General features: G+C 67.3%; 14 protein-coding genes, 1 tRNA gene and 2 pseudogenes. 9 read left to right on the top strand and 8 right to left on the bottom strand.

Annotation, left to right across the window (positions count from 1 at the left end; translation table 11 throughout):
• Positions 1 to 31 precede the first annotated feature (31 nt).
• Positions 32 to 1,015, bottom strand: coding sequence for a selenide, water dikinase SelD (gene selD / locus B133_RS0115120; protein WP_018602272.1), 984 nt, complete (start codon positions 1,013 to 1,015; stop codon positions 32 to 34).
• Positions 1,016 to 1,074: 59 nt separating this feature from the next.
• On the opposite strand from selD, the gene B133_RS0115115 reads away from it, so the two are divergent.
• The 3 genes from B133_RS0115115 to selB all read left to right on the top strand — a co-directional run bounded on the left by B133_RS0115115 (position 1,075) and on the right by selB (position 4,295).
• Positions 1,075 to 1,170, top strand: a tRNA-Sec gene (locus B133_RS0115115).
• A gap of 30 nt (positions 1,171 to 1,200) precedes the next feature.
• Positions 1,201 to 2,502: an L-seryl-tRNA(Sec) selenium transferase gene (gene selA, locus B133_RS0115110; protein ID WP_018602271.1), complete on the top strand. Its 1,302-nt coding sequence runs from the start codon at positions 1,201 to 1,203 to the stop codon at positions 2,500 to 2,502.
• Between the two features lie 2 nt (positions 2,503 to 2,504).
• A complete protein-coding gene (selB, locus tag B133_RS0115105; RefSeq protein WP_018602270.1) occupies positions 2,505 to 4,295 on the top strand; it encodes a selenocysteine-specific translation elongation factor in 1,791 nt (596 codons plus the stop codon).
• 147 nt (positions 4,296 to 4,442) lie between these two features.
• Here the strand turns inward: selB and B133_RS22845 are convergent.
• The 6 genes and pseudogenes from B133_RS22845 to B133_RS25190 all read right to left on the bottom strand — a co-directional run.
• Positions 4,443 to 4,646 (bottom strand): annotated as a pseudogene (locus B133_RS22845) (FAD-dependent oxidoreductase); the annotation flags it as partial.
• Entirely contained in the window at positions 4,643 to 4,777 is a 135-nt protein-coding gene (locus tag B133_RS25195) for a hypothetical protein (RefSeq protein WP_018602268.1), read from the bottom strand. The pseudogene B133_RS22845 and the gene B133_RS25195, both read right to left, overlap by 4 nt.
• A 10-nt stretch (positions 4,778 to 4,787) precedes the next feature.
• Positions 4,788 to 5,897 (bottom strand): aromatic ring-hydroxylating dioxygenase subunit alpha, encoded by a 1,110-nt coding sequence (locus B133_RS0115090; protein ID WP_018602267.1) that lies wholly within the window; start codon positions 5,895 to 5,897, stop codon positions 4,788 to 4,790.
• Positions 5,894 to 6,865, bottom strand: a complete 972-nt coding sequence (locus B133_RS0115085; RefSeq protein WP_018602266.1) for a PDR/VanB family oxidoreductase — start codon at positions 6,863 to 6,865, stop codon at positions 5,894 to 5,896. Before B133_RS0115085 ends, B133_RS0115090 begins: the two co-directional genes overlap by 4 nt.
• Positions 6,862 to 8,100 carry a cytochrome P450 gene (locus tag B133_RS0115080; protein ID WP_018602265.1) on the bottom strand — a complete coding sequence of 413 codons (1,239 nt, stop codon included), beginning with the start codon at positions 8,098 to 8,100 and terminating at the stop codon, positions 6,862 to 6,864. Before B133_RS0115080 ends, B133_RS0115085 begins: the two co-directional genes overlap by 4 nt.
• A gap of 29 nt (positions 8,101 to 8,129) precedes the next feature.
• Entirely contained in the window at positions 8,130 to 8,255 is a 126-nt protein-coding gene (locus B133_RS25190) for a hypothetical protein (RefSeq protein ID WP_018602264.1), read from the bottom strand.
• Between the two features lie 206 nt (positions 8,256 to 8,461).
• Between B133_RS25190 and B133_RS0115070 the strand changes: the two genes are divergently transcribed.
• Positions 8,462 to 9,724, top strand: a complete 1,263-nt coding sequence (locus B133_RS0115070) for a CdaR family transcriptional regulator (protein WP_036418651.1) — start codon at positions 8,462 to 8,464, stop codon at positions 9,722 to 9,724.
• Positions 9,725 to 9,798: 74 nt separating this feature from the next.
• Here B133_RS0115070 and B133_RS0115065 read toward each other — a convergent pair whose 3' ends face one another.
• Positions 9,799 to 10,197, bottom strand: a complete 399-nt coding sequence (locus B133_RS0115065; protein WP_018602262.1) for a nuclear transport factor 2 family protein — start codon at positions 10,195 to 10,197, stop codon at positions 9,799 to 9,801.
• A gap of 97 nt (positions 10,198 to 10,294) precedes the next feature.
• On the opposite strand from B133_RS0115065, the pseudogene B133_RS25360 reads away from it, so the two are divergent.
• The 5 genes and pseudogenes from B133_RS25360 to B133_RS0115045 all read left to right on the top strand — a co-directional run.
• Positions 10,295 to 10,412 (top strand): annotated as a pseudogene (locus tag B133_RS25360) (lipid-transfer protein); the annotation flags it as partial.
• A gap of 78 nt (positions 10,413 to 10,490) precedes the next feature.
• Positions 10,491 to 11,561, top strand: coding sequence for a hypothetical protein (locus B133_RS0115060; protein WP_026256470.1), 1,071 nt, complete (start codon positions 10,491 to 10,493; stop codon positions 11,559 to 11,561).
• A 48-nt stretch (positions 11,562 to 11,609) separates the two neighbouring features.
• A complete protein-coding gene (locus tag B133_RS0115055; protein WP_018602260.1) occupies positions 11,610 to 12,377 on the top strand; it encodes a hypothetical protein in 768 nt (255 codons plus the stop codon).
• A gap of 263 nt (positions 12,378 to 12,640) precedes the next feature.
• Positions 12,641 to 13,486 (top strand): hypothetical protein, encoded by an 846-nt coding sequence (locus B133_RS0115050; RefSeq protein ID WP_018602259.1) that lies wholly within the window; start codon positions 12,641 to 12,643, stop codon positions 13,484 to 13,486.
• Between the two features lie 68 nt (positions 13,487 to 13,554).
• The gene (locus tag B133_RS0115045) at positions 13,555 to 15,630 is read left to right on the top strand and encodes a RecQ family ATP-dependent DNA helicase (protein WP_018602258.1); all 2,076 of its coding nucleotides are present in this window, start codon (positions 13,555 to 13,557) and stop codon (positions 15,628 to 15,630) included.
• Positions 15,631 to 15,655 lie beyond the last annotated feature (25 nt).

Here is a 15,655-nt window from a genome sequence, read left to right as displayed (position 1 = left end):
TCAACTCGCTGACGCCGAAGTGACAGCTGGGCTAGACCCGTACCTGGATGCCGTCCCCGGCCACCGTGTGCCCGATGACGGGATACCCGGGTACTTCACCGACCACAAGCAAGCCACCGGAGGTCTGGGCGTCGGCGAGCAGCAGCAGATCGTCCTCGGTGACACCCGACCCGGGGCGCAGATACGGCCGCACCCAGTCGAGATTGCGGCGAGTGCCGCCAGACACGTAGCCGTCGCGCAACGCGTCGAGAGCGGCGTCGATCACGGGCACCGCACGACGGTCGATCACCGCGCCCACGCCGGAGGCCCGGCACATCTTGTGCAGGTGGCCCAGCAGCCCGAACCCGGTGACGTCGGTGGCGGCCCGGACCCCGGCGGCTAGGGCCGCGTCGGCGGCGTCGCGGTTGAGCGCGGTCATCGTCGCCACTGCCTCGGCGAACACCTCGCCGGTCTGCTTGTGCCGGTTGTTCAGCAGCCCGACGCCGATCGGCTTGGTCAGCGTGAGCGGCAGGCCCGGCTCGGCGGCGTCGTTGCGCAGCAACCGATTCGGGTCGGCCACACCCGTCACCGCCATGCCGTACTTGGGCTCCGGATCGTCGATGGAATGGCCGCCGATCACCGGACACCCCGCCTCCGAGGCGACCGCAAGCCCGCCGCGGAGCACCTCGGTCATCAACTCCATCGGCAGGGTGTCGCGGGGCCAGCCGACGAGGTTGATCGCGACCACGGGACGCCCGCCCATCGCGTACACATCGGACAGCGCGTTGGCCGCGGCGATCCGGCCCCAGTCGTAGGCGTCGTCGACCACGGGCGTGAAGAAGTCCGCGGTCGAGAGCACCGCGAGGTCGTCGCGGATCAGCACGGCTGCCGCGTCGTCGCCGTCGTCGAGCCCGACCAGGACGTTGTCCCCGGACTGCCCGACCAACCCGCGCACCGCATCCTCCAGTTCGCCCGGCGGGATCTTGCAGGCGCACCCTCCGCCGTGGGCGTAACCGGTCAGGCGAACGGATTCCATGGCGCCAATGTAGCCGCTCGCGGCATGGACTAAGTCGAGCGGCGACTAAGTTGGGCGGCGGAGGCGTTTGGGTTCCTGGTGGGCCCCCCGGTCTTCAAAACCGGTGAGATCGAGTATCTCGGTCTGGCGGGTTCGATTCCCGTCCGCCTCCGCCAGTTGTCGTCGTCGACGCTCGAGGAGGGCACGTGACCCAGCTCGACCCGCGTCGGCGCATCCCGCGTACCGACCAGCTGTTGGCGCTGCCAGAGGTGCGTGAGGCTCGAAACCGTCTGGGCGACAGCGCTGTCCGCGCCACGGTGCTCAAGACCCAGGAGCAGGCTCGGCAAGGGGTGTTGCCACCCGGCGAAGTGGCGGCGACCGTGGTGGCGGCCCTGGCCGCGCGGGCACCGATGTCACTGCGGCCCGTGCTCAACGCCACCGGTGTCGTCGTCCACACCAATCTGGGCCGCGCGCCGCTGTCGGGGGCCGCGGTGGACGCCCTGGTCTCGGCTAGCGGATACGTCGACGTCGAGATGGACCTCGCCACCGGCACCCGGTCCAAGCGCGGGGTTGCGGCCCGCCAAGCTCTGCTCGCGGCGTGTCCTGCGGCCGAGGATGCGCTCGTGGTCAACAACGGTGCCGCTGCGCTGGTGCTGGCCACCACCGCACTCGCGGCGGGCCGTGAGGTGGTGGTGAGCCGCGGCGAGCTGATCGAGATCGGTGCCGGGTTCCGCCTGCCCGATCTGATCGCGTCGACCGGTGCCAGGCTGCGTGAGGTCGGCACCACCAACCGCACGCATCTGCGGGACTACGCGGACGCACTCGGCCCGGACACCGGATGTGTGCTCAAGGTTCACCCGAGCAATTTCCGGGTCACCGGCTTCACGTCGGCGGTCTCGCTGGGTGAGCTTCGAAACCTCTTGCAGGACAAGGTAGTGCCGCTCGTAGTGGATCTCGGCAGCGGGCTACTCGCACCCGATCCGTTGCTGCCCGATGAGCCCGATGCCGCCACGGCGCTGGGCGACGGCGCCGACGTGATCACCGGAAGCGGCGACAAGCTGCTCGGCGGCCCTCAGGCCGGGATCGTGCTGGGCCGCTCCGACGTCGTGGCCCGCATGGCCCGTCATCCACTCGCGCGGGCCGTGCGCGCCGACAAACTCACCCTCGCCGCGCTGGAGGCCACGCTGTGCGGCGGGCCGGCTCCGGTTATCCAGGCGCTGCACGCCGACGCCGAGGCGTTGCGGACCCGGGCCGTACGCATCGCCGATGCCGTGGGCGCGACCGTGGTTCCGCACGACGGCCGTGTCGGCGGTGGCGGTGCCCCGGGTGTTCCGCTGCCCGGTTGGGCGGTCCGGTTACCTGAGGCTGTCGCAGCCCGGTTGCGGGCCGGCGATCCCGCGGTGCTGCCGCGGGTACACGACGGCGCCTGCCTGCTCGACCTGCGTTGTGTACCCGAGTCCGACGACGAGCGGGTGCTGGCCGCGGTGCAGACCGCGCTGGGTGGCTGACGGTGCAGCAACACGTTGTCGCCACAGCCGGGCACGTCGACCACGGCAAGAGCACGCTGGTGCGCGCTCTGACCGGTATCGAACCGGATCGGTGGGCCGAGGAGCGTCGCCGCGGCCTGACCATCGACCTCGGTTTCGCGTGGACCACGCTGCCGTCGGGACGGGAGGTCGCCTTCGTCGACGTGCCTGGGCATGAACGCTTTCTGGGCAACATGCTGGCCGGGCTCGGGCCGGCTCCGGTGGTGTGTTTCGTGGTCGCCGCAGACGAGGGCTGGCGGGCGCAGTCGAGCGACCATCGCGACGCCGTCGCGGCACTGGGCATCAGGCACGGCCTTGTGGTGATCAGCCGCGTCGACCGCGCTCCGGACCGCGTCGACGACGTGATCGCACAGGCCCGCGCCGAACTGTCCGACACCGGGCTGCGCGATGCCCCGGCGGTCGCGGTGTCGGCAGTCGACGGCACCGGTCTGAGCGAGCTGCGAACCACATTGGATGACGTACTGAGTGCGCTGCCTGCCCCTTCGGCGACGGCTCGGGTGCGGCTGTGGGTAGACCGATCGTTCACCATTACCGGTTCCGGGACGGTGGTGACCGGCACCCTCGCGGCGGGCACGCTGGCCGAAGGTGACCGGCTTCAACTGATCGGCCGGCGGCGGGTGCGTGAGGCGGTCGTCCGTGGTCTGGAATCCCGCAACCAGCCCTACCCGGCACTCGGCCCGGTGACACGGGCCGCGCTCAACCTGCGCGGGGTGCCTGCCGATCAGGTCCGCCGCGGCGACGTGCTGTTGACTCCCGGCGCGTGGGAGACCTCCCGCATCCTCGACGTGCGCCGCGTCAGCGGCGCCGCGTTCAGCGATGCTCCCGAACGACTCACCGTGCACGTCGGTACCGCGGCGGTACCGGGCCGGCTGCGTCCCTTCGACGACGACCACGCCCGGCTCGTGCTCGACCGGCGGCTACCACTCGTACTCGGCGACCGGTTGGTGCTGAGGCATCCGGGTGGTCGTCGGGTGTTGGGCGGTGCCCAGGTGCTCGACGCCGATCCGCCCGCACTGCGGCGCCGTGGTGACAGTGCCCGCCGGATCGGTGCGCTGGCCGGGATGGATCCGCACGGCGATGTGCTCGTTGAGGTGGCCCGTCGAGGTGCGGTCACCGAAGAACATCTGCACCGGTTGGGCTTTCGGACCACCGAGGCGCCGACGGGCGTCCGCGTGATCGGACACTGGTGGGTGCATGCGCCCACATACGAGGCGTGGCAACAGCGGCTGCGCACCGCGGTGCAGGAGCTGCATGAGCGGGATCCGCTGGCCGCCGGCATGTCTCGCGGTGCTGCCTGCGATCTGCTGGCGCTACCCGACCCGGCGCTGCTCGACGAGGTCAGCCGCGCCGCGGGTCTCGAGCAGGCCGCCGGCTTGATCCGGCGGCCCGGCCGTCCCGACGATCTCGGCCCCGCCGAGGCCGCGATCACAGAACTGACAGAAAGATTGCGGGACAATCCTTTTCACGCACCCGAAGCCGACGAGCTGACCGCCCTGCACCTGGGCGTGCGTGAGTTGGCTGCCGCTGAACGGGCCGGCCGGCTGCTGCGCCTGCGCGACGGGGTGGTGCTGCTGCCGACCGCGCCCGCCCTGGCGATGCGCGAGTTGGCGCAGTTGGAGCAGCCGTTCACCACCAGCGAGGCTCGGCAGGCGCTCGGCACCACGCGCCGCGTCGCGATCCCGCTGCTGGAACATCTCGATTCCCGCGGTTGGACCCGCCGGCTCGATGCTGGTCACCGGGAAGTCGTGCGCTGACCGTTGTCAACACCGGTGAGTCGCAACGCTGCCGGTGCGTTCGCGGGCACCGCCGGGCGCCGCGGCGTGATCGGTTCGAGCCACCGGTATTCACCGCCGAGCGGCGGGCGGGGATCGGGTTCGCCCCTGTTGGGCCACAACGACGTCGCCGGTGCAGCCCAGCTTCGGTGCCCAGAACGCTTTGCGCACCTGCCAGTTGGTCTTCGCGAACTCGTCGTTCCCGAACCGTCGGCCGGCCTCCAGAACGCCTACGCGGTAGCCTTTTTCGGTCAGCCGCAGGGCCGCGACCGAACCGCCGAAGCCGGAACCGATCACCACGACGTCATAGTGGTGGGAACCGTTTGATGTCATGAATCCTCGTCGGAGTTGTCATGGCGTCCGCGCCGCCTCTGTCTGGCGCGGACTATGGAGGTGGCGGCGGCCGGCAGCAGCACCGGAAGCAGGCTGATAACGATCATGGAGACGCCGCCGACGACAGTCATGGGACGCTGGCTATCTGGCCGCAAGCCAGCTGTGGGTGAGCCGGCCGGACTCCTCGTCGACCATGTCCAGGGCTATGCGCCTGGCCCGCACCGCGGCTCGGTCGGCCTTGACGTTGAATTCGCGGCGAGGGGACCGGTTAGTTTCTGTGCTCCTCGCGTCCGCATCAGCTTCTGTGCTCCTTGCGTCCGCATCCTCCTCGAGGAGGTCCTGCATACCCTCGAGCACCTCGGCGTCGCGTTCGGCCCAGTCGTGGAACATGGTGGCGAGGAACTTGCCGACCGCGTCGTCGCCGATCGCGTAGTCGCGGGCCATTTGCAGGAAAACATGTGTGAAGCCGGGGGATTCGGGGGTGAACCCCTGGATCCGCAACAGTTGCCGCGGTGCGCCGCCGACCGGTTCGATCACGTAACGCTGGACGTGCAAGGCCGGCGAGACGAACATGCCCTCCTCGCGGCGGGTCCCACTGGTATCGGCCGGCAGGCCGGTGGCCGCGGTCTCCCAGGCTGCGAGCCGGCTGGGTGGCGTGGTGCGGAAGTAGGCCACCGAACGTTCGGAAACCTCGACCTCCTCCAGCGGAGGTAGTACCTCGATGTCCGGTGGTACCACCTCGGGATGCAGTGTGAACACGTTGGTCAGATCGAGGTAATGCTCATGCAGCAGAAGGTAATTGCATTCGATGCCGAACACCTCGCCCGTGCTCGCCCAATCGTCGGCGTCGGCGAACCACGGGATGCGCGGGGGGTTGCGCAGTGCGGCCGCGCCCGGATCGCCGAGCCAGATCCAGATGAACTCGTCCTGTTCGATGGTCGGATAGGTGCGTACTCGTACACCGCGGGGCACGTTGTCCTGCGACGGTACGTCCACCAGATCTCCTGCGGGGTCGTAGGCGAAGCCGTGATACCCGCACCGCACCAAGTCGCCGTCACGCCGGCCGGTCGAGAGCGGATGGGCTCGGTGGGCACAGCGGTCCTCCATCGCCACGATGGATCCGGCGTCGATCCGGTACAACACCACCGGGATGCCCAGCAGGCGGCGGGCGAACAGGTCGGGGCCGACCTCACCGCTCAATGCCGCGATGTACCAGCAGTTGAACGGATAGTTGATGCGTAGGTTTCTCATAGGTCCAATACCAATCGTGCTGATCGGGAACGTGATACACAGATCATGATGCTCTGGCCCGCCGCCTTCTCGGCATCGTTGAGCACCGAGTCACGGTGGTCCGGATCGCCATCGAGAACATCGCATTCACAGGTGCCGCACACGCCTTCCATGCAGGAGCCGAGCACGTCTAGGCCGGCGTCCTCGGCCACTTCGTAGATCGTCTTATCCGGTGGGACAGTCAAAGTGATGCCGGAGCGTTGGCATTCCACCTCGAAGGACTCCAGGGTGTCCGGGGTGTCCTCGACAGTTTTGGCGGAGAAGCGTTCGATGTGCAGGCTGTCGATAGGCCAGTGCTTGCAGCCGCCCTCGGCGGCGCTCAGCAGTCCCTCCGGGCCGCAGCAGTACACCAGAGTGTCCGGATGTGACTCGGCCAGAACGGTTTCCAAGGTGACGCGGAAGGCGGCCGCTTCATCACGCGCGCAGACCGTGACCCGGTCTCCGTAGCGGGCGAGCTCGTCGAGGTAGGCCATCGATGCCCGGGTCCGGCCACCGTAGAGCAGTTGCCAGTCGGCGCCGACCGCATCGGCGGCCGCGATCATCGGCAGCATCGGTGTGATGCCGATACCACCGGCGATGAACTGGTAGCGCGGCGCGCTGACCAAACCGAAGTGGTTGCGCGGTCCACGAACCCGGACTGTGCTGCCCTCATGCAGCTTGTTGTGCACGAACTCCGAGCCGCCGCGGCTGTCGGGGTTCAACAACACCCCGATCCGCCATTCGGCCCGGTTGTTGGTGTCACCGCACAGCGAGTACTGGCGCACCAGCTCGGGCGTCATCACCAGGTCGATGTGGGCGCCGGGGGTCCACTCGGGCAGGTCGCACCCGGATGGATCGGTGAGGGTCAGGGTCACCACGCCGTCAGCCGAATCCTCGCGGCCAGTGACGATCACGTCGAGTTCGACCTCACGGTAAGCGGGCCTGATCATGATGTCCGCCGTACTGGGATCGACTTGTACTGGTTGAGGAACAATGCCTGCACCCGGGTGGGTTCACCGTCGAGCGCAAGGTCGGGGAACCGGCGCAACGTCTCCTGGATCCACAGCTTCAGCTCGAGCCGGGCGAGGTTGGCGCCGAGGCAGAAGTGCCTGCCGCGGCCGCCGAAAGCCTGATGCCGGTCGGCCAACCCCTCGCGGGTGATGTCGAACTTGTTCGGATCGTCGAACGCGGTCTCGTCGCGGTTGGACGCGATGTACCACAACAGCAGCCGGTCGTTCTCTTTGATGGTCGTGCCGTGTAGTTCGAAGTCCGTCGTGGCGGTGCGGGCCATGAAGGCGAAGGCGGGGAAGCAGCGCAACCCTTCCTCGACCGTCGCCTCGATCAGTTCGGGGTTCTCCCGCAGCAGCGCGAGCTGGTCGGGGTTTTGCATCAGGGCCAGCGTGGTCGCGCTGTAGGTCGCCCGCGTCGAGTCGTTGCCCGCGGTCATCAGCAGCGCGAAAAACGTGGCCATTTCCAGCTCGTTGAGTTTCTCGCCGTCCACTTCGGCGTTCATCACCGCGGTGATCAGATCGTCGCGCGGCGCATCCTTGCGTTGTGCCATCTGCTCGTTGAGATAGGCGATGATCTCCAGGATCACCGCCCCCGCGTCGTCCCATTGGGCCCGGATTTCCGGGTCCTCGAAGGCACTGAACACGTTCGTCCAGTGCACGAGCCGCTCGTCGTCCTCGGGCGGCGTACCGAGCAGGGAGCCGATGACGCGGGCCGGCACGGGCCGCGCCACGTCGGCCACCAGATCGAACCGCTCGCGGTCGGCGACGCTGTCGAGGACCTCACCGATGATCTGCTTGATCGCTTCCTCGTGCGCGGCGACGCGCGCGGGGGTGAAAGCCTTGATCACCAGCGCCTTGAGCCGGTCGTGGCGGGGCGGGTCCATCGAGATGAGCTGGAGCCGCTGCACATCCAGCGGAACCCCGATGTCGTCGACGTTGAAGATGCCGTGTCGTTCCGACGAGAACGTGCGGTGGTCGCGGCTGATCGTGCGGACATCGTCGTAGCGCGTGATCGACCAGAAACCACCTTCACCCGGCGCGGTGTGTTGCGGGCTGTAGTGCACCGGAGCTTCGCGCTGCATCCGGGCGAACAGCTCGTAGGGCGGGCCGGCTTCCCAGAGGGCCGGGTTGGCCAGGTCGATGCTGTCGAGTTCGGTGGCGCTCACGGTGCTCATGGCGGTTCTCCTTAGGTTTGGGGTGCTGATTACTGGGCGGAGGCCAGGCGGCGGCTACGCCACCCGGAGATGGCCCGGACAGTGGAGGTGGCGGCGGGGATCAGGACCGGCAACAGACCGATGAAGAACAGGAGGAAGAAACCGAACACCGACATGGTGAATTCACTTTCGGAAATAGCGCTTTTCGGCTGTCGCAGCTGGTAGAGGGCTTGTTGCTGCGTTCGTGATGTACGTTACGGAGGCGGCTCGGTTGTGCCGACGTCCTCGGCGGCTGAAATACCGCGGGCGCACTGTCCCCGGAGGACAAAGCCGATCCGCACAACCCGTTCCTCCGTCAACCCGCGCGATCTACGGTTTGACCATGGGGAAGCGCGGGGTGGACGAGACCGCTGTGGCGCAGGCTGCCGTCGCGGTGACAGGCCGGCTGGTCGACAAACTTCCGGTCATCACCAAGACGGTTCAGCAGTCACTCGTTGTCGCCATCTCCGAACCGCGTGGCGAGGAGCAGCTGCAGCAGTTGCTGCGCGACACCGTCGAGAGCAATGTCGAGACATTTTTCGCGGCTGTTCGGCACGGCATCTCGGTGAAGAACGTCGAGCCTCCCATTGCGGCTCTTGAATACTCCCGGCGGCTGGCACAGCGTGAGGTGTCGGCCAATGCGCTGACTCGGGCCTACCGGCTTGGTCACCGGGCGGCGCTGCGGTTCATTCTCGAGGAGATTCGCGCGACGGATCTGGATCCGGAGCTCGGACTGGCCGTCTACGAGCTCATGGAAGCCGTCTCGTTCGATTACATCGACGAGATCTCTCAGCGTGTGGTCGAGGCCTATCAGGATGAGCGCGACCGCTGGCTGGAATCGCGCAACAGCGTCCGGGCATCACGGGTTCGTGATCTGCTCGCATCGGGCGAGGACGTCGACGTCGACGCGGCAGCCATGGCAATCCGCTACCCGCTCAGGAGGATTCACCTCGCGGCGGTGGCATGGTGCGAGGAATCCGGCGACGGCAATGAGCTCGCGTCGATGGAACGATTCTTTGTCCGATTCGCCGAATCGATTGGTGCGCAGGAAAATCCGCTGTTCATCTCGATTGACCGGGTCACTGCCTGGGTGTGGGTCCCGGTGCCCCGAGAGGTCGCCGACGATGTGGTGAACCGGTTGCGGGCGTTCGGCGACGGTCCGCTTCTGGCCGTCGGCAACCCGCTGCCCGGTGTCGACGGATTCCGGCGTTCACATCGGCAGGCGCAGGACGCCCGCACGGTGGCCGTGGCGGCCGGTGCGGCGTCGTCGTGCAGGTTCACCGCCGCCGGCGACAGCGGGGTAGCCGTGGCCGCTCTGCTCGGCGGCAATGTCGAGTCCGCCGCGCGGTGGGTGGGCGAGGTGCTCGGGCCGCTCGCCGAAGCGACGGAGAACGACGAGCGGCTGCGGGAGACGCTGCGGGCGTTTCTCGGCAGTGGGTCGAGCTACAAGGCCGCTGCCGAAGACCTGCATTTGCACACCAATTCGGTGAAATACCGGGTGAGCCGGGCTGTGGAGCGACGCGGCAGGCCTATCACCGATGACCGCCTCGACGTCGAGGTGGCGTTGCTGCTGTGCCACTATTTCGGCGCGACGCTACTGCACTGAGTACCGTTCGCGAGGAAAGTCGCTGAGCCAGTGACACTGTGGCCCACGCCCTTCGAATTCAGTGATTCTGGCGACTATCGGCTGATGAACGGAGTCAAGGAGGCGCGGATGTGGTGGATCCGTCCGTCAGAGGCTGGGATGAGAAAGATTTCGTCGACGTGCGAGCACACCCGTCGGCCGAACAGTCGCGGCTTGGTGAGCACGTCGAACCGAGCCCGCACCTCGTCGCCGTCGACGGTGTACTCGGGCGGTGTGGTGGCCTCGATCAGCTTGAACTGCGGACCGCGATTCAGGCTGCGCCGCAAGTGATCTCCGGAGCGGCCGGTCTTGAGGCCCATCTCGATACGGATGCAGTCCGGGGTGAACGGCACCGCGTCGGCCTTGTGCGTCACCAGCGCATCGATGTACGCCTGGGCCGCCGCGATGCGCTCGGCATCGGACCGTGTCGATTTGCTCCCGCCCTCTGGCGCCACTAGAGGTGGCCCAGCGCAATCGTGCCCCGTTGACGTTGACTGTCCATGTCGGCATTGTGCACCTGGGCTCAGGACAGCACCACCGAGGCGAACGCCTCATGGCATGAACGGGATTGCCGAAGGTGTGCGGCACATCGGTCAATCGGGTCGACAATGTCGAGCATGCGCTGGTCACCGCGGGCACTGGTGTGCCGACCTCCGGGTTGATCGCGGGACAAAGGCGCGTTGCCGTCCCGGTTCGGCACGGTAATGTTTGCTCCACATATGCAGGTCGGGGAGAAGGGGGCCGGGGCATGGGGATGCCGCCGGACAGCAGCCCATACGGGTCGCAGACGGTGACGGGTCCGGGGTGGCCGAACATCGACGAGGAGCAGCTGACCGCGGCGTCCGCGTCTTACCAGAAGTTGGCTGCCAACATCACCGGCAATATCGTGCCCGAGCAGACCAATCAGCTGATGAGGCTCAACGAGGTCTGGCAGGGCGAGGGGGCCATGGCCGCCTCCGGCGAAGCCACCACGATGATCGGCCACCACCAGGCCAACGGCGCCCAGGCGCAGGCCATCGCCACCCAGCTCACCGCCATGGCAGCGGCCGTCGTGCAGACCAAGACGGCCGTCAACGCCACCGCGCAGCAGGTCCAGCACGAGGTCGAGATGCTGCAGGCGCTGCCGATCGACAACAAGCAGGAGTTGATCGAGGGCGTCATCAAAATGGGGCTGTCGCAGAACATTGCCACCGTGACGGCGGCGACCTCGGAACTGGTCAGCAGTCTCGGCACCACCGCCAACATCCCGGCCGTCACCACGCCGCCCACGGCCCAGGCTCAGCAGGCCGCGCAGAAGGGTGGCGAGCAGATGATGCAGATGATGGGCCAGTTGCTGGGGCAGATCCCGCAGATGCTCGGCCAGATCCCCCAGCAGCTCACTCAACCGCTGCAGCAGCTGACCCAGCCTTTGCAGCAGTTGACCCAGATGTTCGGTTCAGCAGGCAAAGGCGGGACCGGCAGCGGTCCAATGCCCTTCTCCGCGTTCTCCACTCATCCCACGGCGGGGGGATCCGGTCCGAGCTCGGGTGCTGGGCTGATGAAGGCGGCGTCGTTGCCAGGCTCCGGCGGCGGAAGTGCGCAGACACCGCTGATGGGCAAGCTCGTGGTTGGTACCTCGCCGGTGGCGGTAGCCACCGACCACGCTATGGCCGGGAGCAATGCGTTCGGTGGGCTGGCTCCGGTTGCCTCCGGAGGCATGGGGCCGATGGGCGCGATGGGGCATCGCGGCGCCGGCAGTGGTGGCACTACCCAGGGACTCGCAGTTCCCGCCCCCCTCGAGCACGAACTTGACGACGGTGACGTGGACGATGACTGGTGAGCCGGTTGGCATGCGGGTAGATGCGATCGAGTTTGAAAGAGGTGCCTCGTGAGCAACACACCGTTCACCACCCCCGGCGCGCTGAATTGGTCTGCCGCCCCGATCCAGCTGCCGGAAATGCCGGCCATCCAGGCCGGTGAGGACGCGATGAGCATGACGATCGCCGGTTTGCTCCCGACCATGGCGGCTGCACTGACAGCCAACGTCACCGCGCTGGCGGCCAAAGAGAACATGTTCAACGGCAAACTCTCCGACGCACAGGGCGCATACGAGAACGCCGACCAGTCCGGCCAGCAAGGCGTGGGGCAGCTGGGCCAGATGATGGGTCAGCTCGGTCAGATGGGTCAGATGGCCAGTCAGCCCGCGCAGGCCGCCGGCGGTATGGGTGGGCAGTTCGGCTCGCTGATGGAGCCAGCTATGAAGGCCATGGACAGTGCCAAGGGTGGCGGTGGCTCCGGGTCAGGTGTTCCGGAGGACGGCATGCCCGGCGCAGGGGCGGCAGGTGGTCCCGGTGGCGCCCAGCTGCTGAACGACCGGGAGGCCAAGCTCAACGAGCGTGACGCCAAACAGGATGAGCGCGAAGCTCGGCAGAACGATCGCGATGTTCAGCAGGACCAGCGACAGGCCGGCCAGGATGCCCGTGAGGCACAGCTGAACGAGCGCTCACACCAGGTGCCGGCGGCCCCGCACGGCTCCGGAGCCGGACCGAGTGAGAACCGGCCCAGTGCCGGCCCGGCTCCAGTCGCCCCGCATCAGGCGCCGGCGGCCCCGCCGCCGCAGCGCCACGACGACGGGGACCTGTCGCGCCGGATGTAGCCGGCCCCCTCTGTCCCCGGCTTGTCACGTGTCCCCAGCTGTCACGTGTCCTCAACTTGTCACGTGTCCTCAACTTGTCACGCCAGAGTGGCTGTCGGCGTCGAGCGTCACGCTGGAGTGACAACGTGGTCGGTCGGGCCGTAGCAGCCAAAGCACGCGTGGTCGAGCGTCACGCCAGTGCGGCTGTGGATGCCGAGCGTCACGCCAGAGCCTGTGGATAACGGAAGTGACGCCTCGGGCGTTGCGCGGCAAACTCTTTCGTCATGGGGGAGCCATTTGTCGGCAGCGAGGCCGTCGCGAGGGGCGAGTTGCTCAAGAGCGCACTACGCACCAGGTACACCAGGGTCTTCCGGGATGTCTATGTGAGTCCCGGTACTGAACTCACTCCGGAAATCCGTGCGCACGCAGCCTGGCTGTGGTCCCGACGACGTGGGATCATCGCCGGGAAGTCTGCGTCGGCGCTGTACGGGGCGAAATGGGTTGACGCTGCTGCACCTCTGGAATTGATTCACTCCAACAGGAACCCGCTTGCGGGTTTGAAGGTTCGTACCGAGCAGATCGACGAGGATGAGGTGGTTCGGATCGCGGGTCTGCCGGTAACCTCGTTGGCTCGCACGGCACTGGACATCGGAAGTTGGTACGAGCGTGATGAAGCGGTGGCCGCTCTCGATGCCTTGGCTGCTGCGACGGACCTCAAGGCTGCCGATGTCGACTTGTTGATACAGCGGTATGCCAGGCGCCGAGGTGTCGAATATGCGCGGACAGCACTCGATCTGATGGACGGTGGGGCTCAGTCACCCAAGGAAACCTGGTTACGTCTGATCATCATCGACGACGGCATGCCACGGCCACAGACACAGATCCCGGTGTTCGACGGCCCAGGAGACCCGTTCGCGTTTGTCGATATGGGTTGGGACGACATCAAAGTCGGCGTCGAATATGACGGTGAGCAGCATCGACTCAATGACTGGCAATACCGGTGGGACCTGAGAAGGGCTGACCGACTGCAGCGACGCAGGTGGATCAATGTGCGAGTGACGGCGGGAGACCGTCGAGATGAGATTCTCCGCCGGGTCCGCGCTGCAAGAGCCTGCCGATTGTCACGCTAGCGTGGCTGTCGACCGCGAGCGCCACTCCAGCGTGACAATGGGCGAGAAGGCCCCGGCAGTATGGAGCCATGGCAACCCGCGAGCAGGCTCAGACGATTCTCGAACACCTGGCCGGACCCGCCGCTGTGCTGCGCGGTGACCAGTGGACCGCGATCGAGGCACTCGTGGTGCAGCGCCGCCAGGCATTGGTGGTGCAGCGCACCGGCTGGGGAAAGTCGGCGGTCTATTTCATTGCGGCCAAGCTGCTGCGCGGCAGCGGACGCGGTCCGACGGTCATCGTCTCGCCGTTGCTGGCCCTGATGCGCAACCAGGTCGCGGCCGCAGAACGCGCCGGGGTGGCCGCCGCGACCATCAACTCCGGCAACGTCACCGAATGGGATGCGATTCATCGACGGGTCGCCGACGGTGAGCTCGACGTACTGCTGGTGAGCCCGGAACGGTTGAACAATCCGGACTTTCGTGACAACGTGCTGCCCGCACTCGCAGCCGATGCCGGTCTGGTGGTGGTCGACGAAGCGCATTGCGTGTCCGACTGGGGTCACGACTTCCGGCCCGACTACCGGCGCATCCGCACTCTGCTCGCCGAGCTGGGCGCCGACATCCCGGTGCTGGCCACCACCGCGACCGCAAACGACCGGGTGGTCAACGATGTCGCGGCCCAGCTCGGAGTCGGCGGCAGGGACACCCTGGTACTGCGCGGCGGGCTGGACCGCGAGTCGCTGCGGCTTGCGGTGGTCAAAGCGGGAAACCCCGCTCAACGAGCGGCTTGGATTGCCGCACAATTGGATTCGCTTCCAGGGTCAGGCATCATCTACACCCTGACTGTGGCACAGGCCCACGACGTCGCTGCGCTGCTGTCCGAGCAGGGCCACAAGGTGGCCGCCTACACAGGGTCTACCGACACTGCCGAACGCGAGCAGCTGGAAGCCGACTTGCTGGACAACCAGGTGAAGGCCCTGGTGGCGACGTCGGCACTCGGGATGGGATTCGACAAGCCCGACCTCGGCTTCGTCGTGCATCTGGGCGCACCGTCGTCACCGATCGCCTATTACCAGCAGGTCGGTCGTGCCGGCCGCGCCAGCGCCAGCGCGGAGGTGATCTTGCTGCCCGGTGTGGAGGATCAAGACGTCTGGCGATACTTCGCCTCTGTGGCATTCCCATCAGAACCCATGGTGCGCAACGTCATCCGGGCGCTTGACACCGAACGACCACAGTCGGCTCCTACGCTGGAAACCCTGGTGGACCTAAACCGGTCGCGGTTGGAGATGGTGCTCAAGGTGCTCGACGTGGACGGTGCGGTGCGCCGCGTCAAGGGCGGCTGGATCAGCACGGACGAGCCGTGGAGTTATGACGAGGAGCGTTACCGGGCGCTGGAGGCGGCTCGCCGCCGCGAACAGCAGGCCATGCTCGATTATCTGGACACCGACGGCTGCCGCATGGCATTCCTGCGTGGGCAACTCGACGACCCTGAACTGCAGCCTGGGGAACGGTGCGGTCGCTGCGACAACTGCACCGGAAGCCGCTACGCGACCGCTGTCGACGAAGCCACCCTCACCGCCACCCGGGACCGCCTGCGGCGTCCCGGTGTCCCGGTGGCACCGCGTAAGCAGTGGCCGTCAGGGTTGGCCTCACTCGGCGTAGCGCTGTCTGGTCGCATCAACTCCGGCGCCGCGCCGGGGCGTGCGATCGGCCGACTCACTGACCTGGGCTGGGGTGCGCGGCTGCGCAAACTGCTCGCCGAGCCCGACCAGGAGGTGCCTGACGAGGTCGTGCAGGCGGCGGTGGCAGTGCTGAAGGCCTGGAACTGGGAGCGTCGTCCGGTTGCTGTCGTGGGCCTGGATTCGGTCCGTCATCCGGTCTTGATCTCGTCGACCGTGCAGCGTCTGGCGCAGTTGGGACGGCTGACCGACCTCGGCGCGCTGCGGTATGCACCGGGTCGTCGGCCGGTGGCTGCCGCGAACTCGGCCTACCGCGTTGCGGCGCTGGCCGGCTGCTGGGAGCCACCGCGTATCGACTGCGCCGGGCCTGTCCTGCTGGTCGACGACATGACCGACACCGGTTGGACACTGACGATGGCGGCACGGGTGCTGCGGGACGCCGGAGCGCCCGAAGTGCTGCCGTTCGTGCTGGCCAGCACGAGTTGACCCGGACGCCCGGCACCTTCGAATA

It is taken from the genome of Mycobacterium sp. 155 (assembly GCF_000373905.1).
Taxonomy (GTDB): Bacteria; Actinomycetota; Actinomycetes; order Mycobacteriales; family Mycobacteriaceae; genus Mycobacterium.
The sequence above is the reverse complement of the archived record's forward strand: the minus strand, read 5'-3'. Positions and strand labels throughout refer to the sequence as shown.

Coding starts and splice junctions, on each gene's coding strand:
- selD (WP_018602272.1), bottom strand. CDS start 1,015: ATGGAATCCGTTCGCCTGACCGGTTACGCCCACGGCGGAGGGTGCGCC.
- B133_RS25195 (WP_018602268.1), bottom strand. CDS start 4,777: ATGACTGTCGTCGGCGGCGTCTCCATGATCGTTATCAGCCTGCTTCCG.
- B133_RS0115090 (WP_018602267.1), bottom strand. CDS start 5,897: ATGAGAAACCTACGCATCAACTATCCGTTCAACTGCTGGTACATCGCG.
- B133_RS0115085 (WP_018602266.1), bottom strand. CDS start 6,865: ATGATCAGGCCCGCTTACCGTGAGGTCGAACTCGACGTGATCGTCACT.
- B133_RS0115080 (WP_018602265.1), bottom strand. CDS start 8,100: ATGAGCACCGTGAGCGCCACCGAACTCGACAGCATCGACCTGGCCAAC.
- B133_RS25190 (WP_018602264.1), bottom strand. CDS start 8,255: ATGTCGGTGTTCGGTTTCTTCCTCCTGTTCTTCATCGGTCTGTTGCCG.
- B133_RS0115070 (WP_036418651.1), top strand. CDS start 8,462: ATGGGGAAGCGCGGGGTGGACGAGACCGCTGTGGCGCAGGCTGCCGTC.
- B133_RS0115060 (WP_026256470.1), top strand. CDS start 10,491: ATGGGGATGCCGCCGGACAGCAGCCCATACGGGTCGCAGACGGTGACG.
- B133_RS0115050 (WP_018602259.1), top strand. CDS start 12,641: ATGGGGGAGCCATTTGTCGGCAGCGAGGCCGTCGCGAGGGGCGAGTTG.
- B133_RS0115045 (WP_018602258.1), top strand. CDS start 13,555: ATGGCAACCCGCGAGCAGGCTCAGACGATTCTCGAACACCTGGCCGGA.